This window comes from Variovorax paradoxus, from assembly GCF_022009635.1.
Taxonomy (GTDB): Bacteria; Pseudomonadota; Gammaproteobacteria; order Burkholderiales; family Burkholderiaceae_C; genus Variovorax.
This window is the reverse complement of the sequence record NZ_CP091716.1, coordinates 7,873,838-7,899,995: the sequence shown is the minus strand read 5'-3', so window position 1 is coordinate 7,899,995 and position 26,158 is coordinate 7,873,838. Positions and strand designations below refer to the sequence as shown.

21 protein-coding genes and 10 pseudogenes are annotated in these 26,158 nt (G+C 64.4%); 8 read left to right on the top strand and 23 right to left on the bottom strand.

Annotated features, from left to right (window positions below; genetic code table 11):
• Positions 1-14 precede the first annotated feature (14 nt).
• The 4 genes and pseudogenes from merP (at position 15) to merE (ending at position 2,788) form a co-directional block, all read left to right on the top strand.
• Positions 15-288: pseudogene (gene merP, locus L3V85_RS36940) on the top strand (mercury resistance system periplasmic binding protein MerP).
• A gap of 106 nt (positions 289-394) precedes the next feature.
• The gene (gene merA, locus L3V85_RS36935; protein ID WP_237677458.1) at positions 395-2,173 is read left to right on the top strand and encodes a mercury(II) reductase; all 1,779 of its coding nucleotides are present in this window, start codon (positions 395-397) and stop codon (positions 2,171-2,173) included.
• Between the two features lie 16 nt (positions 2,174-2,189).
• Positions 2,190-2,555, top strand: a complete 366-nt coding sequence (gene merD / locus L3V85_RS36930; RefSeq protein WP_003465059.1) for a mercury resistance co-regulator MerD — start codon at positions 2,190-2,192, stop codon at positions 2,553-2,555.
• Positions 2,552-2,788, top strand: a complete 237-nt coding sequence (gene merE, locus L3V85_RS36925; RefSeq protein ID WP_001087809.1) for a broad-spectrum mercury transporter MerE — start codon at positions 2,552-2,554, stop codon at positions 2,786-2,788. Before merD ends, merE begins: the two co-directional genes overlap by 4 nt.
• A gap of 51 nt (positions 2,789-2,839) precedes the next feature.
• Here merE and L3V85_RS36920 read toward each other — a convergent pair.
• The 4 genes and pseudogenes from L3V85_RS36920 to L3V85_RS36905 form a co-directional block, all read right to left on the bottom strand.
• Positions 2,840-3,449, bottom strand: a pseudogene (locus L3V85_RS36920) (recombinase family protein).
• 60 nt (positions 3,450-3,509) lie between these two features.
• Positions 3,510-4,723 (bottom strand): annotated as a pseudogene (locus L3V85_RS36915) (TniQ family protein).
• The gene (locus L3V85_RS36910; protein ID WP_011137966.1) at positions 4,720-5,628 is read right to left on the bottom strand and encodes a TniB family NTP-binding protein; all 909 of its coding nucleotides are present in this window, start codon (positions 5,626-5,628) and stop codon (positions 4,720-4,722) included. The pseudogene L3V85_RS36915 and the gene L3V85_RS36910 overlap by 4 nt, the downstream one beginning before the upstream one ends.
• A 2-nt stretch (positions 5,629-5,630) precedes the next feature.
• Positions 5,631-7,308 (bottom strand): annotated as a pseudogene (locus tag L3V85_RS36905) (transposase).
• A 203-nt stretch (positions 7,309-7,511) separates the two neighbouring features.
• On the opposite strand from L3V85_RS36905, the pseudogene L3V85_RS36900 reads away from it, so the two are divergent.
• The 3 genes and pseudogenes from L3V85_RS36900 to L3V85_RS36890 all read left to right on the top strand — a co-directional run bounded on the left by L3V85_RS36900 (position 7,512) and on the right by L3V85_RS36890 (position 11,444).
• Positions 7,512-10,472, top strand: a pseudogene (locus L3V85_RS36900) (Tn3 family transposase).
• A 36-nt stretch (positions 10,473-10,508) separates the two neighbouring features.
• A complete protein-coding gene (locus tag L3V85_RS36895; protein ID WP_237680720.1) occupies positions 10,509-10,742 on the top strand; it encodes a type II toxin-antitoxin system YafQ family toxin in 234 nt (77 codons plus the stop codon).
• Positions 10,743-10,868: 126 nt separating this feature from the next.
• Positions 10,869-11,444: a recombinase family protein gene (locus L3V85_RS36890; RefSeq protein ID WP_001173919.1), complete on the top strand. Its 576-nt coding sequence runs from the start codon at positions 10,869-10,871 to the stop codon at positions 11,442-11,444.
• A 152-nt stretch (positions 11,445-11,596) separates the two neighbouring features.
• Here the strand turns inward: L3V85_RS36890 and L3V85_RS36885 are convergent, their stop codons facing one another.
• From L3V85_RS36885 to L3V85_RS36785, 19 genes and pseudogenes are all read right to left on the bottom strand, one after another.
• On the bottom strand, positions 11,597-12,028 hold the full coding sequence (locus tag L3V85_RS36885) for an OmpA family protein (RefSeq protein WP_001665065.1): 432 nt from the start codon (positions 12,026-12,028) through the stop codon (positions 11,597-11,599).
• Positions 12,029-12,043: 15 nt separating this feature from the next.
• Positions 12,044-12,742: a TraX family protein gene (locus L3V85_RS36880; RefSeq protein ID WP_011114053.1), complete on the bottom strand. Its 699-nt coding sequence runs from the start codon at positions 12,740-12,742 to the stop codon at positions 12,044-12,046.
• Positions 12,742-12,936, bottom strand: a complete 195-nt coding sequence (locus L3V85_RS36875) for a hypothetical protein (protein WP_237677457.1) — start codon at positions 12,934-12,936, stop codon at positions 12,742-12,744. Before L3V85_RS36875 ends, L3V85_RS36880 begins: the two co-directional genes overlap by 1 nt.
• 99 nt (positions 12,937-13,035) lie before the next feature.
• A pseudogene (locus tag L3V85_RS36870) lies at positions 13,036-13,669 on the bottom strand (transglycosylase SLT domain-containing protein).
• Between the two features lie 89 nt (positions 13,670-13,758).
• A complete protein-coding gene (locus L3V85_RS36860; RefSeq protein WP_237677454.1) occupies positions 13,759-14,271 on the bottom strand; it encodes a TrbM/KikA/MpfK family conjugal transfer protein in 513 nt (170 codons plus the stop codon).
• A gap of 17 nt (positions 14,272-14,288) precedes the next feature.
• On the bottom strand, positions 14,289-16,007 hold the full coding sequence (gene trbL / locus L3V85_RS36855; protein ID WP_011114051.1) for a P-type conjugative transfer protein TrbL: 1,719 nt from the start codon (positions 16,005-16,007) through the stop codon (positions 14,289-14,291).
• Positions 16,008-16,017: 10 nt separating this feature from the next.
• Complete coding sequence (gene trbK / locus L3V85_RS36850) at positions 16,018-16,245, bottom strand: entry exclusion lipoprotein TrbK (RefSeq protein ID WP_000644148.1); 228 nt, start codon at positions 16,243-16,245, stop codon at positions 16,018-16,020.
• Positions 16,246-16,254: 9 nt separating this feature from the next.
• On the bottom strand, positions 16,255-17,019 hold the full coding sequence (gene trbJ / locus L3V85_RS36845) for a P-type conjugative transfer protein TrbJ (RefSeq protein WP_010890135.1): 765 nt from the start codon (positions 17,017-17,019) through the stop codon (positions 16,255-16,257).
• Positions 17,020-17,039: 20 nt separating this feature from the next.
• Positions 17,040-18,456: pseudogene (locus L3V85_RS37490) on the bottom strand (TrbI/VirB10 family protein).
• A 4-nt stretch (positions 18,457-18,460) separates the two neighbouring features.
• On the bottom strand, positions 18,461-18,946 hold the full coding sequence (locus tag L3V85_RS36830; RefSeq protein WP_237680719.1) for a conjugal transfer protein TrbH: 486 nt from the start codon (positions 18,944-18,946) through the stop codon (positions 18,461-18,463).
• A gap of 2 nt (positions 18,947-18,948) precedes the next feature.
• Positions 18,949-19,847 (bottom strand): annotated as a pseudogene (gene trbG, locus L3V85_RS36825) (P-type conjugative transfer protein TrbG).
• 17 nt (positions 19,848-19,864) lie between these two features.
• Complete coding sequence (locus L3V85_RS36820; protein ID WP_001665054.1) at positions 19,865-20,485, bottom strand: conjugal transfer protein TrbF; 621 nt, start codon at positions 20,483-20,485, stop codon at positions 19,865-19,867.
• Positions 20,446-20,646, bottom strand: a complete 201-nt coding sequence (locus L3V85_RS36815) for a hypothetical protein (RefSeq protein ID WP_237677452.1) — start codon at positions 20,644-20,646, stop codon at positions 20,446-20,448. Before L3V85_RS36815 ends, L3V85_RS36820 begins: the two co-directional genes overlap by 40 nt.
• On the bottom strand, positions 20,643-23,198 hold the full coding sequence (locus L3V85_RS36810; RefSeq protein WP_237677451.1) for a VirB4 family type IV secretion/conjugal transfer ATPase: 2,556 nt from the start codon (positions 23,196-23,198) through the stop codon (positions 20,643-20,645). Before L3V85_RS36810 ends, L3V85_RS36815 begins: the two co-directional genes overlap by 4 nt.
• Positions 23,195-23,506, bottom strand: coding sequence for a conjugal transfer protein TrbD (locus L3V85_RS36805; protein ID WP_001207961.1), 312 nt, complete (start codon positions 23,504-23,506; stop codon positions 23,195-23,197). The genes L3V85_RS36810 and L3V85_RS36805 overlap by 4 nt, the downstream gene beginning before the upstream one ends.
• 3 nt (positions 23,507-23,509) lie before the next feature.
• Positions 23,510-23,975 (bottom strand): annotated as a pseudogene (gene trbC, locus L3V85_RS37485) (conjugal transfer system pilin TrbC).
• Positions 23,976-23,991: 16 nt separating this feature from the next.
• Positions 23,992-24,561, bottom strand: a pseudogene (locus L3V85_RS36795) (ATPase, T2SS/T4P/T4SS family); the annotation flags it as partial.
• The gene (locus L3V85_RS36790; RefSeq protein ID WP_237677450.1) at positions 24,528-24,953 is read right to left on the bottom strand and encodes a hypothetical protein; all 426 of its coding nucleotides are present in this window, start codon (positions 24,951-24,953) and stop codon (positions 24,528-24,530) included. The gene L3V85_RS36790 and the pseudogene L3V85_RS36795, both read right to left, overlap by 34 nt.
• Positions 24,954-25,262: 309 nt before the next feature.
• Positions 25,263-25,625 carry a transcriptional regulator gene (locus L3V85_RS36785; RefSeq protein WP_011137961.1) on the bottom strand — a complete coding sequence of 121 codons (363 nt, stop codon included), beginning with the start codon at positions 25,623-25,625 and terminating at the stop codon, positions 25,263-25,265.
• Between the two features lie 113 nt (positions 25,626-25,738).
• On the opposite strand from L3V85_RS36785, the gene L3V85_RS36780 reads away from it, so the two are divergent.
• Positions 25,739-26,080, top strand: a complete 342-nt coding sequence (locus tag L3V85_RS36780) for a single-stranded DNA-binding protein (protein WP_000019167.1) — start codon at positions 25,739-25,741, stop codon at positions 26,078-26,080.
• The last annotated feature ends 78 nt before the right edge of the window (positions 26,081-26,158 follow it).

Below are 26,158 nucleotides of genomic sequence, written 5' to 3'. Positions count from 1 at the left end.
CACAGGAGTTCACCATGAAAAAGCTGCTTTCCGCCCTTGCCCTCGCTGCCGTTGTTGCCCCGTGTGGCCGCCACCCAGACCGTTACGCTGTCCGTACCGGGCATGACCTGCTCGGCCTGTCCGATCACTGTCAAGAAGGCGATTTCCAAGGTCGATGGCGTCAGTAAAGTTGACGTGACCTTCGAGACGCGCGAAGCGGTGGTCACCTTCGATGATGCCAAGACCAGCGTGCAGAAACTGACCAAGGCTACCGAGGATGCGGGCTACCCATCATCAGTCAAGAACTGATCATGAAAGACCCGAAGACACTGCTGCGGGTCAGCATCATTGGCACAACCCTCGTGGCGCTGTGTTGCTTCACCCTGTTCTGGTCATTTTGCTCGGTGTGGTCGGCTTGTCCGCGCTGACCGGCTATCTGGACTATGTGCTGCTGCCTGCGCTGGCGATTTTCATCGGCTTGACCATCTACGCCATCCAACGAAAACGCCAAGCCGATGCCTGCTGCACCCCGAAATTCAATGGAGTAAAAATGACCGAAATCACCGTGAATGGCATGACCTGCACATCCTGCGCCACCCATGTCAAAGATGCTTTGGAAAAGATTCCCGGCGTGAATGCCGCTGTGGTGTCCTATCCAGAAAGCCGCGCGCAAGTCATGGCAGACACCGCCGTGAGCCACAACCAACTGCTGGCCGCCATCGCCGCATTGGGTTATCAAGGCTCGATCCGGGTTGGTGATTTCAAAGATGAACCAAAAATCCGTGATGCACTTGAGGGCGCCGGTTTGCATATCGCCATCATTGGCAGCGGCGGGGCCGCGATGGCGGCGGCGCTGAAGGCCGTCGAGCAAGGCGCGACGGTCACGCTGATCGAACGCGGCACCATCGGCGGCACCTGCGTCAATATCGGCTGTGTGCCGTCCAAGATCATGATCCGCGCTGCCCATATTGCCCATCTGCGCCGGGAAAGTCCGTTCGACGGCGGTATTGCGGCAACTGTGCCTGCGATTGACCGCAGCAAACTGCTGGCCCAGCAGCAGGCCCGTGTCGATGAACTGCGGCACGCCAAATACGAAGGCATCCTGGACGGCAATCCAGCCATCACCGTTTTGCACGGTGAAGCGCGTTTCAAGGACGACCAGAGCCTGGTCGTCCGTTTGAACGAGGGTGGCGAGCGCGAGGTAACGTTCGACCGCTGCCTGGTCGCCACCGGTGCCAGTCCGGCCGTGCCGCCGATTCCGGGCCTGAAAGAGTCACCCTACTGGACTTCCACCGAAGCGCTTGTCAGCGACACCATTCCCGCACGCCTGGCCGTGATCGGTTCGTCGGTGGTGGCGTTGGAACTGGCGCAAGCCTTTGCCCGGCTCGGCAGCCAGGTCACGATCCTGGCACGCAGCACCTTGTTCTTCCGGGAAGACCCGGCCATCGGCGAGGCCGTGACAGCCGCTTTCCGCGCCGAGGGCATCGAGGTGCTGGAGCACACGCAAGCCAGCCAGGTCGCCCATGTGAACGGCGAATTCGTGCTGACCACCGGACACGGTGAATTGCGCGCTGACAAGTTGCTGGTTGCCACCGGTCGGGCACCGAATACGCGCAGCCTCGCGCTGGACGCGGCGGGGTCACTGTCAATGCGCAAGGCCATCGTTATCGACCAAGGCATGCGCACGAGCAACCTGAACATCTACGCGGCCGGCGACTGCACCGACCAGCCGCAGTTCGTCTACGTGGCAGCGGCCGCCGGCACCCGTGCCGCGATCAACATGACCGGCGGCGACGCAGCCCTCAATCTGACCGCGATGCCGGCAGTGGTGTTCACCGACCCGCAAGTCGCCACCGTGGGCTACAGCGAGGCGGAAGCGCACCACGATGGCATCGAGACCGACAGTCGCACGCTGACACTCGACAACGTTCCGCGAGCGCTTGCCAACTTCGACACACGCGGCTTCATCAAGCTGGTCATCGAGGAAGGTAGCGGACGGCTCATCGGCGTGCAGGCGGTGGCCCCGGAAGCGGGCGAACTGATCCAGACGGCGGTGCTCGCCATCCGCAACCGCATGACGGTGCAGGAACTGGCCGACCAGTTGTTCCCCTACCTGACAATGGTCGAGGGGTTGAAGCTTGCGGCGCAGACCTTCAACAAGGACGTGAAGCAGCTTTCCTGCTGCGCTGGATAAAAAAAGGAGGTTTTCAATGAGCGCCTACACCGTGTCCCGGCTGGCCCTTGATGCCGGGGTGAGCGTGCATATCGTGCGCGACTACCTGCTGCGCGGATTGCTGCGTCCGGTGGCGTGCACCCCGGGCGGCTATGGCCTGTTCGATGATGCCGCCTTGCAACGGCTGTGCTTCGTGCGGGCGGCCTTCGAGGCGGGCATCGGCCTGGACGCGCTGGCGCGGCTGTGCCGGGCGCTGGATGCTGCGGACGGCGATGAAGCGGCCGCGCAGCTTGCCGTTCTGCGCCAGTTCGTCGAGCGTCGGCGCGAAGCGTTGGCCGATCTGGAGGTGCAGTTGGCCACCATGCCGACCGAGCCGGCACAGCACGCGGAGAGTCTGCCATGAACAGCCCCGAGCGCTTGCCGTCCGAGACGCACAAACCGATCACCGGCTACCTGTGGGGCGCGCTGGCCGTGCTCACCTGTCCCTGCCATTTGCCGATTCTCGCCATTGTGCTGGCCGGCACGACGGCCGGCGCGTTCATCGGAGAGTACTGGGGTATCGCAGCCCTCACGCTGACCGGTTTGTTCGTCCTGTCTGTGACACGACTGCTGCGGGCCTTCAAAGATCGATCATGAGCGCTTCCCATTGAGACAAACCACGCTGTCGCTACGTTGCCTCATGCCGCATCAAATTCGGCTGAGTAGCTCGCCATCTGGACGTAGCTCACCCTTGGGTGAAACATGCCGATACAGGGTCTGCCGCGTGACGCCAAGTTCCTGGCACAGGTCGCCGACCTTGGTCTCTGGCTGACCCATTGCCGCCATCGCCAGCCGCAGCTTGGCGGCGGTCATCTTGAACGGCCGGCCGCCTTTCCGCCCGCGCGCGCGGGCCGAGGCTAGGCCGGCAATCGTGCGCTCCGCGATCAACTCGCGCTCGAACTCGGCCAGGGCGGCGAAGATGCCAAAGACCAGCTTGCCGGCGGCGGTCGTGGTGTCGATGGCCGCGCCGTGCCCGGTTAATACCTTCGCCGATGCCGCGCCCAGTCAGGTCGTGCACGGTGTTGATGAGATGTCGCAGGTCGCGTCCGAGCCGATCCAGTTTCCACACGACCAGTGTGTCGCCAGTTCGCAACGCCTTCAGGCAGCTCGTCAAGCCGGGCCGATCCTCGCGCATGCCGGATGCCTGGTCCTCGTAAAGATGTACTGGATCGACCCCGGCGGCAATCAGCGCGTCGCGCTGCAAATCGGTAGCCTGGGAGCCGTCCGCCTTCGATACCCGCATGTAGCCTATCAGCATGTCGTACCTGTCACATATACGTTCGATTATGTGACAGTGTGCGCCGGAAAGTTAAGGTCGTCAAAATTTGTCACTTAACCCGTCATTCTGTCTAAGACATGCAAAGGATCCGTCAGGCTCATAATGTGACAGAAATTCCGTGGCGATGCCTTCCTTCGCGAAGGTGGCGCGCAACTGTTCCAGGGAAGCGGGTCGCGCCGACCATAGGAAGCCAACGCGAACAGCGAGCGTGCCGTCTCGGGGTTGTGCCGCGCTTCAATGATGGCCTCGTCGATGGCCTGACTGCACGCTGCCAGTGATTGATGGGTTCGGGCTTCGGCGCTTTCGTCGGCAGGCCACTGGTGAACCCTGTTTGGGGCTCGGACCAGAACAGCTTTGCCTGCTCGCCTGGCGGGCTTATGTACCTCACCTCAATCAAGCTGATTGCCGTTGCCGCCGCCTCCAGCATCTGCAACCGTACTGCCGGATTCAGGGTTTCATACGGTCGCCACAGACTTTGCCCAGCACGCAGCGGATGCCCGCAGCCTTCCCAGACTTGGCGGAGATACCCCGCGTAGGTTCCGCACGCCGAAAGCGGTGTGTTCAGCTCATCGAGCAGCGTGCGTAGCAGCCGAAACCACAATCCGGCATGGATGCGTCGGCGCGGCAGCTCCAGGTGACCGGTCGTCAGTGCCTGCCAGGTACGCTGGTCCATCGCCGCAATCGCGTCGCTGGCGGTGCGCGGTTCGGCGTCGGCGTTCTCCCAGCCTAGAAACCGCCCTGGCACGCCCCAATAGGATTCCAGCCGGCAGCCATGCAGCGGGCAGCTCAGCATCAGGGCAGCTTCCACGCGAGCAGTACGGCTTGGTTCTCCGGATCGTTCAGGCATAGCGGACAGGCGCGGTGTATCGGCTGGCTGGGCAGCCAGGCACGCCAGCTCGTGATGGATCGCGTCTTACGGCGGTGTGTCGGCAGCAACACCGAGAGCTGGAACGCATAGGTCTCCAATGCATCTGGAATCTGATCATCAAGGCTGTCCAGTAGCCAAGGCACCCAGCCGGCAAAGCTCATGCAACGCAGCCGGTTCAGTTCGATGCCGCTCCGCTGGGAAAGCATCGCCAGCAGCGCCAGTGGTGGCGCGGTGTCCAGGTCATCAACCTGACCGTGACCAAGATCGTGCTCCAGCAGCTCGGACACCTCTATGTGATAGCAAAGGGCCACGCGGTTGAGCCACGAAGACAAGGCTTCACCTTCCTGGGAGCCGGATGCAGTGGCCAGCGTGGCGCTGGCTTCACATCAGTTCCCGCTCGAATTGCCGACGCCGCTCGCTGGGGCCGGTGTAATCGGCCATGCTCAGCGTGCGATGGTTGATCGCTTCCTCGCCGCTCTCCACGGCGGCGAGGGCTGCCGCCATCAGCAAGTGCGTCAGTTCGCCGATGGTGCCTTCGCTGCGTGTGAGCAGGTAGCGGGCCATGTCCAGCGTGGCAATCGACGAGGGGCGCCGCAGTGGAAGCGAAGCGGCGAAGCTGGCCAGCAGTGAGCAGCAATCGTCGTTGGCCTCCCATACCGGCAGCATCATCGGCTCGAAGCGATTTTCCAACTGGTCATCGGAGCGGATGACCAGGTAGGCGTCGCGCGTGCCGACCCCGACCAGTGGGATGCGCAGTTCATTGCCGAGGAAGCGCAGGAGATTGAGAAATTCCCGGCGGTTGACGCTGTTACCGGCCAGGACGTTGTGCAACTCGTCGATCACCAGCATGCGCACGCCGACCTTGCGCAGCAGTGCCAGCGCCAGTTGTTCCATTTCTGGCAGCCGTGGGCGCGGTCGCAATGGCGCACCCATCGCCGCGAGCAGCGCGACGTAGAAGCGGATTACCGACGGTTCGGATGGCATCTGCACGACCAGTACCGGAATGTGCTCCTGGTCGGCGTCGGCGCTGGCCGGATGCGTGCGCCGGAACTTCTCGACGATCATCGACTTGCCGTTGTTGGTCGGGCCGACCAGCAGCAGGTTGGGCATGCGTTGCTTGTTTGGCCACGCATACAGGGTTTCCAGCCGGTTCAGCGCCTCGACCGCGCGCGGATAGCCGATCCAGCGGTCGGCGCGAAGGCGCTGGATGCGCTCGTCCGCCGGCAGCCGAGCCAGCCCCTGTGCCGCTGGCAGCAGGTGTGACAAGTCGATGATGGGATATTCGTCCACGGCTACCACTCCTCAATCTGGTCGAACGGTTTGGCCGGCGGCTGGTTGTCGGCCTGTGGGTCAGCCATGTCCGCATCTGGTGGTGGCGTGGTTTTGACAGGCGGTGCCGTTGCCTTGAGATGCTGGCGTCGATCCGCGTCGCGCCGCGCCTTGCGCGTAGCTTTCTGCGCGGTGGTCACGATTTCTCGCATCTGGCCGATCATGCGGAACAGCGCTGACTCATCCACCTGTTCGCGCCCTTGCTGCCGTAATTTCGCCAGCGCCTGCCGTTGTTCCCATAGGGTGACAGCCGGGTGCGACAAGGTACGGTAGGGAATTTCCAGGTAGTGCTGCCCTCTGGTTCCAGCACCCATATGCGGCTGATGTCGCGCGGGTCGCGCCGGATCAGGAACGCAGGCAAGCGGTCCCGCCGAGCTATCCACGGCTTGAGCGCATCGGCGTAGTAGTGGATGTGGTCGATGACGAAGCCGGTGCGGGTCAGCGTGCGGCGGATGATGGGCAGAAAATCGACCAGAAAAGCCGTAGCGCGAGTGATGACGGTTGGCACGCCGGTCCGCGTGATAGCTTCGGCCCAGCGCGCGGCCGGCGGTTGAGCAGGCCGTTGTGCACGGAGCCGTGATAGGTGCCGACCGCCAATGTGAGCCAGCGCTCCAGCTCGCGCAGTGTCAGGGCGGCCATCTTCTCGGAGGCGTATTCCCCGCGCTGGTCAGGATTGGAGAAGGTCGTCCCCGGCAATTCGTCGTGGATCATCTGCATCGCCGTGCCGATGATCCGTTCCACGATACCGCCGTAGTGCGGCTGCCCGAGCGGGCGATAGTCCAACCGGATGCCATGCTGCTCGCAGCCACGGCGCAGCGCCTCGCTCTTGAACTCAGCCGCGTTGTCCAAGTAGAGCAGTCTGGGCTTGCCGCTCATCGGCCAATCCATCTCTACGTTCAACCCTTCCAACCAAGGGCGCTTGTCGCAGGCGGCATGCACCAGCAAGCCGACCGAGACGGCGGACGGGGCTTCCAGCGTAACGACCATGCCAACCACGCAGCGGGTGAATACGTCGATGGCGAGGGTCAGGTATGGACGGCCAATCGGTTGCCGGTCGCGCTCGTCCACCACGATCAGGTCGATGACTGTGTGGTCGATCTGCACCTGCTCCAGCGGCGCGGAGACGGGTGGCGGAACACCACCAACACCTTGCAGGTCGCGGGCGGCATCTTGTCCTTCCCGGCGGTGAGTGACCTCGCGCGGATCGAGGCCGGCGATCCGCAGAGCCACCGTGTTGCGCGCCGGCACCCGCAGCTTTTGCAGCTTGCACGCCCGCACAACTTCGCGGTGGAACGCCGCCAAGCTACGCTTCTGCTTGGTCAGGAAGCGCTTTTGCAGTAACTCGCGGATGATTCGTTCGACCGACTCCGGCAAGCGGCCTTTACCTTTGCCACCGCTCGACTGCCCAAGAGCCAAGTCAGTGACCAGCCCCGATCCTAGCCGGGCACGGCGGATCAGGACGTAGACCTGCCGCCGGGACAGCCCCAATGCCTGGGCTGCCGCGTCGGCCGCTTCATGCCCAACCGTCTCCGACTGCGCCAACGGCCCAATGATCTCCGCGCGACGACGCGCACGCTCCCATGCCTGTTCTGGCAGGGTGGCCACGCCGTGCTCGGTAATCGGTGCGGTATCGGTCGCCATGCTCATCTCGCTTTGGTGCACACGAGTATTGAGCATAGACGAGTTTCGTGCAGAGGAGTCCTGATATCTGGCTGTCAGGAGCCGTATGCACAAGAGGCTTCAAACCGCGCTGAATGGTGCAGTCGTCTTCTGAAAATGACAGCCGCGCCGGTTGCCTTGGCGGGCTTGTCACAAACCTACGTTTTCAAGAAGAAGGAAACCGCATGCCCCGCCGTTCGATCCTCTCCGCCGCCGAGCGCGAAAGCCTGCTGGCGTTGCCGGACACCAAGGATGAGTTGATCCGTCACTACACGTTCAGCGAAAGCGACCTCTCCATCATCCGGCAGCGGCGCGGCCCGGCCAATCGGCTGGGCTTCGCGGTGCAGCTTTGCTACCTACGCTTTCCGGGCGTCATACTGGGCGTTGATGAACCGCCGTTCCCGCCCTTGCTGAAACTGGTCGCCGACCAGCTCAAGGTCAGCATCGAAAGCTGGGGCAAGTACGGACAGCGGGAGCAGACCCGGCGTGAGCACCTGATCGAGCTGCAAACCGTCTTCGGTTTCCGGCCCTTCACCATGAGCCACTACCGGCAGGCCGTCCACACGCTGACCGAGCTGGCCATGCAAACCGACAAGGGCATTGTGCTGGCAAGCGCCTTCATCGAGCACCTGCGGCGGCAGTCGGTCATTCTGCCTGCTCAACGCCGTCGAGCGGGCGAGCGCCGAGGCGATCACCCGCGCCAACCGGCGCATCTACGACGCCTTGGCCGAACCGCTATCGGACATGCATCGCCGTCGCCTCGACGATCTGCTCAAGCGCCGCGACAACGGCAAGACGACCTGGCTGGCCTGGCTGCGGCAATCCCCGGTCAAACCGAACTCGCGGCACATGCTGGAACACATCGAACGCCTCAAGGCGTGGCAGGCGCTCGACCTGCCCTCCGGCATCGAGCGGTCGGTGCACCAGAACCGGCTGCTCAAGATCGCCCGCGAGGGTGGCCAGATGACGCCAGCCGACCTGGCCAAGTTCGAGCCGCAGCGCCGCTACGCGACTCTGGTTGCGCTCACCATCGAAGGCATGGCGACCGTCACTGACGAAATCATCGACCTGCACGACCGCATTCTGGGCAAACTGTTCAACGCCGCCAAGAACAAACATCAGCAGCAGTTCCAGGCATCCGGCAAGGCGATCAATGCCAAGGTGCGGCTATTCGGACGCATCGGCCAGGCGCTGATCGAGGCCAAGCAAGCCGGCCGCGATCCGTTCGCCGCCATCGAAGCCGTCATGTCCTGGGATGCCTTCGCCGAGAGCGTCACCGAGGCGCAGAAACTCGCGCAGCCCGAGGACTTCGATTTCCTGCACCGCATCGGCGAGAGCTATGCCACGCTGCGCCGCTACGCGCCGGAATTCCTCGCCGTGCTCGCTGCGGGCCGCGCCCGCCGCCAGGACGTGCTCGACGCTATCGAAGTGCTGCGCAACATGAACAGCGACAACGCCCGCAAGGTGCCCGCCGATGCGCCAACCGATTTCATCAAGCCGCGCTGGCAAAAGCTGGTGATGACCGACGCCGGAATCGACCGGCGTTACTACGAACTGTGCGCGCTGTCGGAGATGAAGAACGCACTGCGCTCCGGCGACATCTGGGTGCAAGGCTCCCGCCAGTTCAAGGATTTCGAGGACTACCTGGTGCCGCCAGCGAAATTTGCCAGCCTCAAGCAGGCCAGCGAATTGCCGCTGGCTGTGGCCACCGATTGCGACCAGTACCTGCATGAACGGCTGACGCTGCTGGAAACGCAGCTCACCACCGTAAACCGCATGGCGCTGGCCAACGAGTTGCCGGATGCCATCATCACCGAATCGGGACTGAAGATCACGCCACTCGACGCGGCGGTGCCCGACACCGCGCAGGCCCTGATCGACCAGACCGCAATGGCCCTGCCGCACGTCAAGATCACCGAATTGCTGCTGGAGGTGGACGAATGGACGGGCTTCACCCGGCACTTCGCGCATCTGAAATCGGGCGACCTGGCCAAGGACAAGAACCTGCTGCTGACCACGATCCTCGCCGACGCGATCAACCTGGGCCTGACCAAGATGGCAGAGTCCTGCCCCGGCACAACCTACGCCAAGCTGGCCTGGCTGCAAGCCTGGCACATCCGCGACGAAACCTACGGGCGGCGCTGGCCGAGCTGGTCAACGCGCAGTTCCGGCATCCCTTCGCCGAGCACTGGGGCGACGGCACCACGTCGTCATCGGACGGCCAGAACTTCCGCACCGGCAGCAAGGCCGAGAGTACCGGCCACATCAACCCAAAATACGGCAGCAGCCCAGGGCGGACGTTCTACACCCACATCTCCGACCAGTACGCGCCGTTCCACACCAAGGTGGTGAATGTCGGCGTGCGCGACTCGACCTACGTGCTCGACGGCCTGCTGTACCACGAATCCGACCTGCGCATCGAGGAGCACTACACCGACACGGCGGGCTTCACCGATCACGTCTTCGCGCTGATGCACCTGCTGGGCTTCCGCTTCGCGCCGCGCATCCGTGACCTGGGCGACACCAAGCTCTACATTCCAAAGGGCGATGCCGCCTACGAGACATTGAAACCGATGATCGGCGGCACGCTCAACATCAAGCACGTCCGCGCCCATTGGGATGAAATCCTGCGGCTGGCCACGTCGATCAAACAAGGCACGGTGACGGCCTCGCTGATGCTGCGCAAGCTCGGCAGCTATCCGCGCCAGAATGGTCTGGCCGTCGCCCTGCGCGAGTTGGGCCGCATCGAGCGCACGCTGTTCATCCTAGACTGGTTGCAAAGCGTCGAGCTGCGCCGCCGTGTGCATGCCGGACTGAACAAGGGCGAGGCCCGCAACGCGCTGGCCCGTGCCGTGTTCTTCAACCGCCTGGGCGAAATCCGCGACCGCAGTTTCGAGCAGCAACGCTACCGGGCCAGCGGCCTCAACCTGGTGACGGCAGCCATCGTGCTGTGGAACACGGTTTATCTGGAACGGGCCGCGAACGCCTTGCGTGGCCACGGTCAAGCCGTCGATGACGGCCTGTTGCAGTACCTGTCGCCGCTCGGCTGGGAGCACATCAACCTGACCGGCGATTACCTCTGGCGCAGCAGCGCCAAGATCGGCGCGGGCAAGTTCAGGCCGCTACGGCCGCTGCAACCGGCTTAGCGTGCTTTATTTTCCGTTTTCTGAGACGACCCCTCTATTGAACGAACAGTATCAGGAGTCCGCTGCACGAATGATGACCTGCCGGTTCTGGTCGCGCTGGCGACCGATCAGCCCCTGGATGTGCGATACCGCGACCACGATCTTTCCGGCGATTGGGCGGGCTACCGCGAATGCCACATCAAGCCCGACCTGCTGCTGATCTACCGCAAGTCCGACGCCGACACCCTGCGACTGGCGCGGCTTGGCTCCCATAGCGAGCTGTTCGGCTGATGCCAGTCGCCTTGTCCGCCAAACGATCATTAGGCGGCCAAACCGGACGCCTGTCCGAAAACATCTTGCGCAACGGGATGACGGACAATAAGATAGGCGGACGGTATAACGGACAAATGGGCGGAAATGGCACTCATCGGCTATGCGCGGGTATCGACGGCGGAACAGGACACCGCCTTGCAGACGGATGCGCTGCGCAATGCAGGCTGCGAACGGGTTTTCGAGGACACGGCATCCGGGGCCAAGGCAGACCGGCCCGGCTTGGCCGATGCGCTGGCTTATCTGCGCGATGGCGATGTGCTGGTCGTCTGGCGGCTGGATCGGCTTGGCCGCTCCCTGCCGCACCTGATTGAGACGGTCGGCAAGCTGGAAGCACGGGGCGTCGGCTTCCGCTCGTTGACTGAAAACATCGACACCACCACGCCGGGCGGACGGCTCATCTTCCATGTGTTCGGTGCGCTGGGCCAGTTCGAGCGCGACCTGATCCGCGAGCGCACCAAGGCCGGGTTGACCGCTGCCGCCGCACGCGGGCGCAAAGGCGGACGCAAGCCGGTTGTCACTGCCGACAAGTTGCAACGAGCGCGGGAGCTTGTCGCCAACGGCTTGAATGTCCGCGAGGCCGCCGCACGCCTCAAGGTAGGAAAAACCGCTCTCTACGCTGCCTTGCAGGCGGCCAGTTCTGGCAGTGCAGCCGACTCCTGATATTTCGTGCAGTCGCCTTCTGAAAACGACAAGCATCGTCAGAAATGGCGATGCTGTCAAGGGAAGCCGGCCGGGCCTGCATCGTCAGAGCCGACGATGCGAAGCTGCTGGAGCGACCTGCAGCACCGCCAGGAATGGCGATGCCGGATCGCTCAGTAGGTGGGGATGTAGACCACCTCAATGTCCACGCGCTGGTTCTCGCGCCGGCCCTCGGCCGTCGAGTTGTCTGCCACGAAATCGGCGGCCGATGCGAAGTTCACCATGATCTTGAGCGGCGAGACGCCGCGCGCCACCAAGTACGACCTGGCCGAGAGCGCACGGCGTAGTGCAAGGGCCTCATCGGCCGCGCTGGGCCGTAGTGTGCTGGTGCGCCCGCTGATGTAGATGATCGCCGCATTCCTAGCGTCGGCCAGCAGCTCCAGGGCCTCTGGCGTCGGCTGGAATGTCGCGCTGCTGTCGGGGAAGGACACCGATACGCCGGACTTGATCGGCGTGCCGAAGTTGCCGGCGTCGCCGGCGGCCAGTGCGCTTTGCGCGCTGACCAGGAACGCCAGAGAGAGGGCCAGAAGAACGGGTTTTCGCATGGGGCAGGACTCCAATCAGAAGAACAGGTAGCCGGCCTTGCTCATGGGGATGCGGATCAACCAGAGCGAGGCCAGGTGCAGCGGGTAATAGGCGTAGAAGGCCCAGCGCAGGCGCGGCACGCGCACATCCACCCGCGAGGCCAGGAAGAGCACCGGCAGGGCTGCCAAGGCCCACAGGTTGCGATTGACGAACCACAGGGCCGCGCAGGCCAGCACCGCGACCGCCGCGGCGGCCCAGCTCGGCCGGCGCGTGTACGACCACACCGCCAGGCCGAAAGCCACGGCCGGCCACCAATATTCGACCGAGCTGCCGCCGACCAGGAACACCACGCCGGCGGCCGCCAGGTGCAGCTTGCCGCCACGTTCGACCAGGTAAGCCGTGGCCGTGACGACCAGCAGCGTGAACATCACGTTGAGCGGCCACCAACCGGCGTACAGGCCGCCGAGGGCCACGAAGGGCACGGAGGCCAGCGCGCCGAACATCGCCAGGCGCGACATGGTGCGGCCGTACACGCCGCGTTCGAGCGTGCCCGGCCGGGCCAGGTTGTAGGCCAGGACGAACACGAAAAGGGGGAGCGCCACGCGGCCGGCCTCGAACAGCACCGGCAGCGTCGCGTTGAACAGGTACTTGTTGACGTGATCGCCGGTCATGAGAACCAGTGCGAGCCACTTCAACGCTTCGACGGTTCCATCAGGAATCCGCAGGGCCTTCATCAGCGCCGGCCCCCGCGAATCGCGTAGGCGCGCAGCACCAGGAAGATGATGTAGAGCGCTGGCAGTGAGAGCACGAAGGCGATGGGCTTGCCGATCCACGCCGGCAGCGCCCACAGCAGAAGGCCCAAGGCGAAGATCGGGCCGAGGCCCAGCAGAAGCAAATCGAGCTGGTTCTGGCCTGCCCTTCCGCCCACTTGCAATAGGCTTGAAGCAACCGGCCGACGCCCAGCGTGTACCGCATCATGAAGGCGTGGAATTTGTCCATGTTTAGCCGCTAAATCGGAAGAGCCGGCCTACTCGGCCGACCCCTCGCGTGAAGTGTTGAAAGACACCGTGCGGGGCACGTAGCCGGCCACCGACACGCTGCGAGCTGCTGCGGCCGCTGGGGCGGCCTGCTGGGGTGCTGGTGCCGGCCTGGCCGCCGGCGTCGCCCGCTGGGCCACCGTCGCGGGCTGGCTGGGCGTCGAGGGCGTGGCCCCGGCCTTCGTCACGTCAAGCGTGACGAACCGAGCTTCGAGCCAATCGGCCCACTTCGACGCCTTGCGCATCAAGTCGGCCCGGTACACCGCGTTGTACTGCGGCGTGCGCGAGTGGTAGTTCGCCGCCTTCGTCCAGAGGTCGCCCTTGTCGTTGCGGATGTGCATCCGCAGCCGCCAGGCGGCCAGGTCGAACGAGTAGCAGCCGGCAGCCGCCACATCGTTCGCCGTGATGCCGTATCGGGCCAGGTCGCCCAGGTACGCGGTGTTGAACTGCATCGGGCCAACGTCATGCGTGCCATTCGAGTTGCGCACCCACTGGCCCGGCTTGCCGCTCTTTCTCGGCGACGGCCAACACGATGTTGACCGGCACCTCGTACTTGACGGCGGCCGAGATCGAGCAGACGACGCGCTCCTGGAGCTGCGGCGGCAGATCGGCGAAGAACGGCATGCCCTCCCCTCCCTCAGTTCAGCCAGGACTGACGGCGGCGCTCTTCGTCCTCGCGCCGGATGCGTTCGTTGTACTCGGCCAAGGCGCGGTCATAGTCGCGCGCTTCGACCCAATACCCGCCCCTGCTCTGGCGTCCCGACATAGCGCGGCAGCGTGCCGCTGCTGGCGAAGTCGGTGTAGGCGTGGCCGGTGTAGGCCCCGCAGTAGTCAGGCAACTGGTTGCTGATGTACGTGCGCCCATCGTCGTAGCCGCCCGTCCACATCACCAACGTCGAGTTCAGCGACTGCGCGTCGCAACGGCCAGCGCCGCGCGAGATCGCCGACACGAGCGACTGCATTTCCGGCGTCTGGCTCGCCACCGGGCAAAGCTGGAGGAAGTTCAGGCGGGCGCGGATCGTGTCCGACAGCTTGCGCTTCGTGATGTTGAAGTACCGCGACAGCGACGGCGTGCATTCGCTCGGGCGCGTGCCCGACGACAGGCACAGGATCGCCTCGCAGGCCAGGCGCGTGTCGCCGGTCAGCACGTCTTGCGCGCTGGCCGTGCCGGCGGTCGATCCGAGGGCTGCCACGAGGGCGGCCAGGGCAAACAGTTTCTTCTTCATGGTTGGACTCTCCTTGGTTACGCAGTTGTGCCGTCGCGGCCTTGCTCGCGGTTGGCGAACGCAGCTACTTCGGACTCGGGATCGGCATCGGCAGGGCCGCCTGCCAGGCTGTTGTCGCCGAAGCTCGGCGCGGGCTGCTGGTCGGGCACGTCGATGTTCTCGGCCGTGCCGCTTCCTTGCGCCTTGATCGCGGCGGCGATCTTTCCGCCAGTGGTGTCGGCGATCCGCTCGGCTGCGGCTTCGCGCAGGCTCGCGGCTTTGGCCTTGGCAACATCGGCGGTTCCCTTCGCCAAGTTCGCGCCGGCGTCGGCGGCGATGCGGCCGGCCGTGCCGAGGGCCGATGCGGCCGATGCGAGCAAGCCGGGGCCGGTGCTGCCCGGTGCGGCCTGCTGCCCTTGCCCTGCCCCGCCGGCGGGCTTGGGTTCGTTCTTGGCGGCCTTGTCGGCACTGCTGCCGGTGCTGGCCGTCGAGCTGCTGCCCTGGCCGCCGGCGTCGGCTTTGCCGCCGCCCTTATCGCCGCCCTTCGAGCTGCCCGAGCTGCTGCCGGTCGAGGGGCTGCCGCCACCCGACGAAGAGCCACCGCCGGAGCTGCCGCTAAAGCCCGCAGCCTGAGCGAAGGGCGTGCTGCCGGTGCCGGCGTCGCCGCCGCCGCCCGCACCGCCGCCCGAGCTGCCGCCGCCCGAGAAGGCCGACATAACGTCCGTGCCTGCCGACACGTTCTCATTGGCCTTCGAGAAGGCGGCCATGACGGCAGAGGCACCACCGGCGGCCGAGGCTGCGCCGGCGGCCAGAGCGGCGCCGCCGGTCGCGGCCGCTGCTGCTGCCATGCCTGCGGCACCCAACGCAGCACCTGCACCGAACTGGCCGATGCCGGCACCGCCCACGCTCGCGCCGGTGATGATCCCGGCGATGAGCGGCGGAATCTTGTTGACCAACGCCAAGAGGATGATGACGACGATCAGCATCACGCCCATTTCCTTGAGGCTGATGCCGGCGCTCATGCGCGAGTAGTAGTCATCGAGGAAGGTCTTGCCGATGCCCACCAGGAGCACCATTGCGAAGAGCTGCGCGGCCACGCCCAGGACGACCTTGTAGTAGTTGATCGCCATGTCGGAAGTCCAGCGCGAACCACCGAAGCCGAGGAAGAACACGCCGCCGTAGGCGAGCACCCAGCCCGACGCGAGCAGCAGAAGCATATTCACACCGACCAGGGCCAGGATGACCAGGATCGCCACGGCCATGAGGATGCCGGCCATGCTGTCCACCGGCGACCACACCGAGGACTGATCCATCACCTTGTCGAAGATCGCAAAGCCCACGTCCACGATGCCCGAGGGCGACAGAGCATTGCCCAGGCCCGTCGCGTTGCCGGCGAGCTGCCGCAACGACGCATAGATGGACGAGGCGAAGTTAGGGCCGTTGGTTAGCGCCCACCAGAAGAAGCCGGTAAAGATCGTGAAGCGGACGAACTCCGCGAAGAACTCGCCAATGTCGGCCTTGCGCAAGGCCATCATGCCGAACGTCCAGACCATCGAGATCACAACCAGCGTCCAGAAGAGCCAGGTTGCGGCCGTGGTGATGACACCGGCCCAGCCGCTCGCGGCGGCCTGGTAGCGATCCAGCACGCTATCGAACACGCCGGCGTTGTCGATGGCCGCGTGGGCATCGACCGCGAAGAACGCCAGCCAGACGAACAGCGGCAGGGCGAGGGTTTTTAGATTGGCTGGCATTCTCATCGTCAGCACCTCACCATTCGCGTTTCGGGCTGGGCTTGAAATCCCCACCACGACGCAAGCACAGCGACGAAAAAGCCTGCTGGACGCCCTTGTCCTCGATCTTGGCGATGTTCTCGGGCTTGCAGTTCTCGTCGTTCACTTCCGGCATGGGGGCCGTGGCCGGCTTGTTGTCGCAGCCGGCGACCAAGGCCGCCACGAGGGCGGCCGAGGCCAAGGACAGAGCCTTGATTGCTTTCATGAATCCCCCTTACCAGGTGCGCGCCGGGCTGGCCCGGTAGCTGCCCTGGCGCAGTTGTGCGGCCGCTGCCGCCTGCTGGGCTTCCTTGTCGGCGTCGGCCTGCATCTTGGTTGCCATCGCGTTCTGCTGCGCGATCAGCAGGCCACGAATCTGCAAGAGCTGGTTGGCCTGCTGGCTGGCGAGCTGGTTGGCGTAGCCGATGGCCTGCATTTGGCCCTGCGCGCCCTGCGCTGCCGATTGAAGACGCTGCAACGTCGCTGCATCGGCCGTGAGATTCGTTTGCTGCCTATCGAGGCCCTTGAACAAGGCATCGTTGGCCTTCTTCTGCGACTCGCTCGCGAGCTGGGCCACATTCCGAAGTGCTGCGCGTTCCGCGTCGGAGCACCCTGCCGCCGTAAAGCACGGCGAGTTCTTGTAGTAGTTCACGTCCTGGAACTTGCCGATGTAGCTGTCCAGGCTGCCGAGTTGGGTCTTGTAGTAATCCAGCGTGTTGACCGCGTTCATCAACCCGTTGATGGTCGATTGCGCCTGATCCCAGATATACGCGGCCGGGGCCATCGTGTTCTGGAGTTGGTTTTGATACTGCTGGAGCTGGGTGCTGTACTGCTCAATTTGCTTGAGCGTCTGGGCCACCGATTCGATGGCCGTCATGATGTTCTGCGACAGGTTGGTGCCGTCGATGACGGGGATGCCAGCCTGCACAGGTGTGACCGCCAGCGTGCTCGAAACAGCAATGACGAGGGCCAATTTAGCGGCTAAAAACTTCGGCTTCATGGTGCTTTTCTCCTATGGCGTTAGTAATCGAAGGAACGGTACGGCTTGAAAACGTCATGTCCTTCGTGACCACGACGTTGAAGCGATACCCCGGCCGAATTTCCAGCGTCGGCGAAATGCTCAGGTTCTTGGCGATGAGTTGCGCCGTAACCTGGCCGAGCTGCTGGCCGAGGGCTTCGCTTAGGGCACTGCTGGCGCTCGGTGCGCCATAGGTGTTTGTGGCCTGGTTCTGGCGTTGGCTGTAGGTGATGCCTGCTGTCACGCCGGACATGAGGAAGGCCGAGCCGAACAGGCGCACATAGTGGTTGTTCACCTGGTCGTGGAAGCCCGCGTATCCCGCGCTGTCCGCGCCTGGCATCGCGCCAATGTCCATCGCCTTGCCATCGGGGAACACGATGCGTTGCCACGCAACCAGCACGCGCTTGGCCGTAGGCCACGTCGCTCGAATACGAGCCGACGAGGCGCGATCCCTGCGGGATCAACAGGTGCTTGCCGGTCGGTGTGTCGTACACGTCCTGCGCGACCTGGGCCATGATTTGGCCCGGCAGATCGGAGTTGATGCCCGAAATGAGCGTGGCCGGCACGACGAAGCCCGCGCGCAGCTCGAACGGTGTGCGCGGCGCTTCCGGCTGCGAATCCAGCTTCCAGCGGTCGCCCTGCCCACCTTGGCCGAACTGCGCCATGCTGTTGCGCCCGCCGCCGCTGGTCGAGGTTTGCAGGAGCTGCGGCGCACCGCCCGCGCCCATGCCGCCGGCGGCCGGAGCCGCGCCGCCACCACCGACGCCCATGCCGCGAATCTGCGCCAGGCGTGCTTGATAGGCGGCGGTCGGATCGTTGCTGCGCTGCGCGTCGATTTGCTGCTGCACCGCTGCGATGCGGTTCAGCATTTCATCGCGCGTCTGCGGCGTGCCGGTGTAGGTGCTCGGGCCACCCGGCGCGGAGCCGTTGCTACGCGGGGCATCCACGCGCACGGTGGTCTTGGCCTTCACGGCTTCGCCGAACATCTGCATCTTCGCCATGCGGATGCGCTGGGCCTCGTCGTCGTTCACCGGCTGGCCCGGGTTGCCGGGGTTGGCCGGCGGCCGGCGGCGCGTCCGGGTTGGACGGCCGCGCGATCTCCAGCGGAGCCGACGCCGGGCCGGTCGGCATGTCGGGCACCTTGAGCGGGCTTGCCGGCTCGATCAAGCCGCCGGTCTTGTCGCCTGCGATCTCCTTGGCGAACATCGACGTGTTGCCGGCCTTCTCCTTGGGGCCGTCCGCCGGCGCGTTCTGCTTGGCCGCGCGATCCGCCGCGACCAGGGCCATGACCAGCACGAACGACAGCAGGACGCCGCCGAGGATGTACATGGGCATGTTGTTGACGCGACGGACGCCCGCCTTCTTGGACACTTCGCCAGGCGAAGCGTCAGGTGCCATCTGATCGGCGTTTTCTGTCATGGCGTCACTCCTTGCGCACCCAGTACCCGGCCGGCGCGAACGTGCCGTTTTGCGCCAGGTAAGGGCGGGTGATGGATTGATTGCCGACCATCAAGGTCAGGCGGTACAGGTTCGAGTCGCCAGCCTGGTCGAGCACGTAGCGCAACGGCAGGCCGCCCGACGCGGCCGTGGTGGCCGGTGCGCTCGCCTGCGATGCCGCCGAGGCCGGGGCCTGCGTGGAAGCGCCGGCCGGGGCGTACTCCAGGAGGGCATAGCCCTTGTCGCGCAGCGACTTGACGAGCGCCTGGCCGAACGGATCGGGCGTCGGCTGTTGCAGCTCCAGGCGCGTGCGCGCCGGCGCGTACAGCGTGGCGAGCTGCTGCACCGCGTCGGTGGCGAGCTTCTGCTGATCGAGCGCGGCCGACTGGACGAAGTTGCCGTACTGGCTGGTGGTTGCGCAGCCGCCGAGGCCCAGGGCGAGGGCGAGCGCGAGAGAGACGATCTTGCGCATGGTCACTTCCTCCGGCTGATGGTCACGCGGTCTTGGCTACTGCCAACACCGGCAATCAGGATCGCGTGGTCAAACACCGTGTCCACGATGTAGCGATTGCCCTGCACGCGGTAATTGACCAGCACCGTTTCGTCGTCGGTGAACAAGCCGCCCTCTTTGCGCACGACCAGGAGCGTCGGCGCTTCGGTCTGCTGCATCGTGCCGGGCATTTCGATGATGGTCTTGCGGCCATCGTTGTAGACGCGCACAGGCTTCCAGCTCGCCGACCCGGACAGCTCATAGTCGAACGAGAGATCGCCCAGGTACTCGCCCGTCGCCGGCAGGGTGTTGTCGGTGCGTTCCTGCTTCTCGCGGCGCTGGATCGCGTCCCACTTGGCTTGCGCTTCCTCGGGGTACGTGAACGAGACTTGCGGCATGTACTCGGTGCGATGCGAGCGCAGGCGGAAGTGGTAGCTGCGGCGGTTCGTGGTCACAACCAGGCTGGTTTCGAGGCCCACGTCCATCGGCTTGATGATGAGGTGCTGAACCTCGGTCGCGCCGCTGCCGGTGATGGCCGGTTCCACCGTCCACCTGGCCGTGTCGCCCAGGTTGATCGAGTTCACTTGTTCGCCGGGCTGCAAGGCCACGTCGCACACCTGGAGCACCGCGCAACGATGCTCGGCTGCTGCGCGCCGTACACGAACTTGATGGCACCGCCCGAGCCGGCCACCGGCTTGATGCCGGTCGCCGACCCCGCTTCCCACCGTTTGGCGATGGCGAGCGCCGCGCGCTCTTGAGCGGTCAGCGTCGGGTTGGTCTTGTTGAAATACTTGTCGGCAATGTCGTCGCCAGGGGCGGCCAGAGCCAGGGAGGGCACCGCCACAGCAGCGCCCACGATCAAAGCGGAGAGGGTTTTCTTCATGGTGGATGACCTCGAATTCATTGGATGCGGGACCAGGAGTAATCACGCACGTAGATGCTCAACGGGTTGTTCCGCAGTTGCTCATCGGTGGTGTTGGGCGTGACCTCGGCGATGTAGGTAGTCACGAGCGCGCGCCAGGTGACGGGCTGACCTTTCAGCGTGCCTTGGCGGTCGCGCGTGGTTTCCACCCACTCGACTTGCCAGGTGTCGGGCGTTTGCGGGATGACGGTCTTGATCTCGACGCTGACCATTTCCTTCTCGGCGCGCTTGAACGGGCTGGAATCGGGCGTGCCGTTCAACCACTCGTTCATCTTTGGCGTCGCCGGATCGTTGGGGGCGAGCATCGAGTACGCCTTGAACACGCACTTGCGCTGCAAGGCCACGTCAGGCGACACCATGCGCGCGCAGCTCATCCAGTCCGCAACGGCGGCGTGGATGACACGCGGATCGGCCTTCCCTGCGGCCTGCACCGGGCCGGCGGCCACCGTCTGGCCCAGCTTGTCCACCTCGACCACGTAGGGGATGAACTTCGACTGGCTGCCGATGTGGATCACGCCACCCACGCCGGCCAGCGCGATCAACAGCGACAGGATGCCTATCACCTGCCAGGTTTGGCGCTGCGAGACGACGCCGCCCACGTGATCGTTCCAGGTGCGGCGCGCGGCCAGGTAGGGTTCTCGGCCTCGCCCGCACGGCGGCCGCCGGCGAGCGGTTCCTTCGAGCGGCGCGGATCGCGCGGCTCGGCGGAGTTGGCGGGCTTCTTGAAGATCAAGCCCTTGAGGGTGTCGGCGATGCTCATGCGGCCTCCAGGTAGTCGTTGAGATTCAGCCCACGGCCGGCCAGCCACTCATGCACCCATTCGTGGCCGAACTTGGCTTCGAGGCTCTTGATGGTGGCGACCGATTCCTTGTCGGACGCACCGACGAAGGCCAGGGCCATCGGCCCCAGGGCAAGGTCATAGAGACGGCGGCCGTTCTCCGAGACGTAGTAGTACTGACGCTTCGGAATGGCAGTCGCCAGGATTTCGATCTGACGCGCGTTGAGGCCCATACGGCGATAGAGCGCCGATGTGTCCTCATCCCTGGCGTAGACGTTAGGCAGGAAAATCTTGGTCGCGGTCGATTCCACGATCACGTCCAAGATGCCCGAGTTGGCCGCGTCGGAGAGGCTTTGCGTCGCCATCAGCACAAGGCAGTTGGCCTTGCGCAGCACCTTGAGCCATTCCTGATCTTGGCGCGGAACGCGGTGGCCCAGCATCAACCAGGCTTCGTCCAGGATGATGACGGAGGGCTGGCCTTTCAGTGCGCGCTCGATGCGGCGGAACAGGTAGAGCAGCACCGGCAGCGCGAACTTCTCGCCCAGGTTCATCAGCTCTTCGATCTCGAACACCGTGAAGTCGGACAGCGACAGGCCGTCCTCTTCGGCGTCGAGCAGGTGGCCCATCGAGCCGTCCACCGTGTACTGCTTGATGGCCTCGCGGATCGCCTCGTCCTGAATCGTCACCGAGAACTCGGAGAGCGTGCGCGCGCCGCTGGCGTGCATGCTCATGATCGCGTTGCCGATCTCGTTGCGCTGCGCCGGCGTGGTGTTGACGCCGTTCAACGCCAGGATGGTGTCGATCCACTCCATCGCCCAGGCCCTATCCCCCTTCGTTTCGAGGAACTGGAGCGGGCAGAACGCCAGGCGGTCATCGTCGGCGGCCACCGTGAAATGCAGGCCGCTCTTGCCCTTCGTGGCCGCGCGGATGCCGGCCGCGAGTGGGTACATCGACATGCCCTTGTCGAAGGCGTAGATCGACATGCCGGCGTAGCGACGGAGCTGCGCGGCGATGATGCCCAGGTGCGTCGATTTGCCTGCGCCGGTCGGGCCGAACATGAAGGTGTGGCCCAGGTCGCGCACGTGCAGGTTCAGGCGGAACGGCGTAGCGCCCACCGTCACGCAGTGCATGAGCGCCGGCGACAGCGGCGGGTACATCGGGCACGGAGCCGTGGCGCTGCCCGTCCAGATCGAGCTTGTCGGCAGCAGGTCGGCCAGGTTCATCGTGTTGATGAGCGGCCGGCGCACGTTCTCGACGCCGTGGCCGGGCAAGCTGCCCAGGTACGCATCGAGCGTGTTGATCGTCTCGATACGGGCCGCGAAGGCCAGGCGGTTGACGGCCTTCTCGACCAGGAGCGCGGAGGCCGCCAGGCGCTCCCGATCCTCGTCCATCAGCACGACTACGCTGGTGTAGTAGCCGGCCGCCACCAAGCCGCTGTTGACCTCGGCGATGGCCGCCTCGGCGTCGCCGACCATCGCGGCCGCGTCCTGGTTGATCGAGCCGGTATTCGTGTTGAACACCTGATCGAAGAAGCCGCGAATCTTCTGCTTCCACTTCTTGCGGAACTTGTCCAGGTGCTTCAAGGACTCGTGCTGATCCATGAAGATGAAGCGGCTCGACCAGCGGTATTCGCTGGGCAGCTCGGCCAGGGCCGAGAGCACCCCAGGCGTTGACTCCAAGGGGAAGCCTTCGATGGCGACCACCTGGATGAACTTGCGCCCGATCTTGGGCACGACGCCGCCCCACAGCTCTTGCCCGCCGATTACCGCATCGAGGTACATCGGATTGCTGGGCAGCATGACCGGGTGATGGAGGCCCGTCACGCAGAACTGCAACCAGCTCAGGAAGTCATCGTGCGTGACTTCCCTGCCCTCTTCCGACACGACTTTTTGGCCGCGCAGGCGCGTCATCTTGACCGCCGAGGACAGGCGCGATTCCAGGCTGGTGATCTCGCGCTTGAACTGCGCAATCAGGCCCGTAGTGCGCGCCGTATGGTCGGGAGCCACCGCATCGTCATCGAACATGAGTTCGACAAACTTGCGCTGGGCCAGCACTGGCGGGAACCACGTGACGGTCAGGACAAAGTAGCCCTCGAACATCGCGCCCAGGCCCTCGAACAAGCGCCGGCGTTCCTCGTCAATGGCGAAGGAAACGGAGTCGGGGAACGATGACACGCCCCGCTCCGAGTAGTTCGGCGCAGGCCGACGCACAGCATCGACATGCACCATCCAGCCGTTCCCCAGGCCCGCCAGGGCCTGGTTGATGCGGAACGACACCATTTCCCGCTGTTCCTCGGTGCTGCTGGCGTTGTCATCACCCTTGTACAGCCAGGCGGCCATAAAGGAGCCGTTCTTGCCCACGATCACGCCGTCATCGACCACGGCGGCGTAATTGAGCAGATCGGCCAGGCCGGCATCCTTGGCGCGATGCTTCTTGAGCTTCAGCTCGGCATCGACAGCCCGGATGCGGGCAAAGAGGATGAGCAACAGAACCGCACCGAGCACAGCAATGGCAATTGCGATTGCTTCGATCATTTGTATTGCTTCCCTTGACTCGGCGTGTTGTCACGGAAGGGCGTGCTGCGAGCCGGGTAGTACGGCTTGTACCGGCGGTGCCGCAGGTACACGTGTCGCAGCTTCGGATCGGCCTTCGCCATGAGGCGCAGCGCGAAGAGCGCGCCGAACCACAAGGCGATGCCGAACACCGTTGCCCTCACTTCTTGGGCGCTGAAAATCAGCGCGCCGGCCAGCAGGCCCGAGAACATCACCAGCTCACGATCCCCGCCCATGAACAGGTTTTCTCGGTTGCCGGCCCTACGGATGGGGATCGCGCGCAGAGCCATGACTTACCCCGCGATGTGGCCGCGCTCGGCCCAGCGCATGACGGCTTCGCCGGGGAAGCCGGCCACGTCCAGCGCGGCGACCTTGACCTGGTGCAGCGCGCCATCGGTCAGGGCGGCGATTTCCGCGCCACGGCCGAAGAACGTGCTCATCATGTTCTGCGCGCCGACCAGCAGGGCCATGACCAGGACGATGAAGATCAACGTGCGGAAGAAGCCGTTGAGTTCGCCGCCGAAGATCAGGATGCCGCCGGGCGACCACGATGCCGATGATCGACAGCGCGAAGGCCACCGGGCCGGTGACGGAGTTGCGGAGGTTGGTCAGCCAGCTCTCATACGGCAGAGAGCCGCCGGTGCCCTCGGAGGCGAATGCGTGCTGGGGGGCCAGCAGGAAGAACGCCAGGAGGGCGAAGAGGCCCATGTAGAACAGGGCGTTGCGGTTGAGGCGGAATGCCGGGAAGGTTGCTTGCATTGGTCGTAACTCCTAGTCAGAGGGTTTTGGTGATGTACTGGCCGTTGGCGAACCCGGAAACCTCCAAGATTTCCTGGATGCGCCGCGAGCCTTCGACGCGGGCGATATGAACAACCACGTGAACCGCCTCGCCGATAAGCGGTTCAATGGGTTTCGGGGAATCGGGGTGCATGCTGATGAGCATGGCGAGCCGATCCAATCCAGCTTTGGCGTTGTTTGCGTGCAGGGTTGCAGCACCTCCTTCGTGCCCGGTGTTCCAGGCCATCAACAGATCAAGGGCTTCGGGGCCGCGCACCTCGCCGACCAGGATTCGGTCGGGGCGCATGCGGAGGGTGGTTTTCAGCAGCGCCGTCATGTTCACGTCGATGCTGGTGTGGTACTGGACGTAGTTCTCGGCGGCGCACTGGATTTCGCCGGTGTCCTCGATGATGAAAACCCGCTCGGTCGGGTCTTGAATCACCATCTCGTTGATGATCGCGTTCACCAGCGTGGTCTTGCCCGAGCCGGTGCCGCCGATCACAAGGATGTTCCGGTGCGCGCGCACCACTGCAATCAATGCCTGCGCTGCGGCGCGGTCATGATTCCGCGTTCGACGTACTGATCGAGCGTGAAGATGGCGACGGCCTTCTTCCGAATGGCGAAGGTGGGTGCGGGCACAACCGGCGGGAGCTGGCCGGCGAAGCGACTGCCATCAAGGGGCAGCTCGCCTTCCAGGATCGGCTTGGAGCGCGTGACTTCCTTGCCGTGGTAGCCCGCGATGGTTTCGATGATGGCTTGCGCCTGCGCGACGCGCAGCGTGCCGATGCACTTCATCGGCTCGCCCAGGCGTTCGAGCCAGAGCTTGCCGTCCGCGTTGAGCATGATTTCAACGGTCTTGGGATCGTTGAGGGCGGCCAGCAGCTCCGGCCCCATGTCGCGTTCGAGCTTCTTCTTCGCCCGTTCCTTGATGCTGTTGTGTTCTGGTTTCTGGTCGGTCATTCCGTATGCCCTGTATGCCGTTGCGTTTCGCGCATTCTACACAGGTTCATACGATATACCGAACTAATTTCGACCGCAACACCGAAGCGCACAAGGGTGACTTCGGCCGCGACGTTGCATCGCGGATTGCAGGGGCGAAAGAGGCGACAACGCGGCGCATGCTCCGTGCGCCCTCGCGCCGAACCCGTGGCGTTTGCGTTATGGGTTGTCCGGGGGTTGAGCCACCCCGGCGGGCTTTAGCGGCTAAAACTTGGCTGGCTCTTGTGGCTCAGTTCCGCGCCGCTTCCCTTCCCTTCTCACATCCTGGCGTCAACTCCCTCTAAGTTTCTTCCTTGTCGCTTCGCCCCACTTCTTGACGATGAACGCCTGGTGTTCTGGCAGCACGGCCGCCACGCGCTCGAAGCCTGGCGGCAGGCTTCGGGGTGCCTTGCCGCCGGCCAGGGTGTCAAGGGCTTCTTTGTCCAGGTCGGTCGATTCAAGCAGGAGCGGCAGGGGAGTTTCAAGGGCCTGCGCAATGTCCTCCATCACCTTTAGGGAGGGGTTGGCTTTGCCAGTAGTGAGATCGGACAGGAAGGAGATCGAAACCCCCGACCTGTTCGATAGCTCCTTTTTCGTCATGTGCCGCTCATCGAGCAGCCGGAGCACGTTCGTGAAGAAGATGTAGTTGTACAAGGCCCGTATGCCTTCTCGGTGCGGGCGGCAGAAAATTTTAGCCGCTAAAGTTCTTGACCACGGACGCAGGTTTAGCTAAACTGACGACTCCATTAGCGAAAGGAGCATGACGAATGAGCCACAACCTGTTCCAGTTTATCGGTAATCTTACCCGCGATACCGACGTTCGCCATAGCGAAAACAGCGCCCGCGCCGTTTTCGACCTGGCTGTCAATCGCGTGTGGCGCAACGCAGCCGGTGCGAAGCAGGAGCAGACGGACTTCTTCCGCATCAAGTCGTTCGGCGGCCTGGCCGAGAACGCGGGCAAGTACCTGGGCAAAGGCTCCAAGGTGTTCGTCCAGGGCCGCATCGAGCCGACGAAGTACGAGAAGGACGGCAAGACCGAATACGGGTTCGATTTCATCGCCGAGGAAATCGAATACCTGGACACCAAAGCGCCAGGCGGCGGCCAGTAAGGCCAGGCCCGGCCACGGCCGGGCAGTATGCTAGAGGGAGATTAGATGCAGAACGAGTTCAACGAGCAGGAATACAGG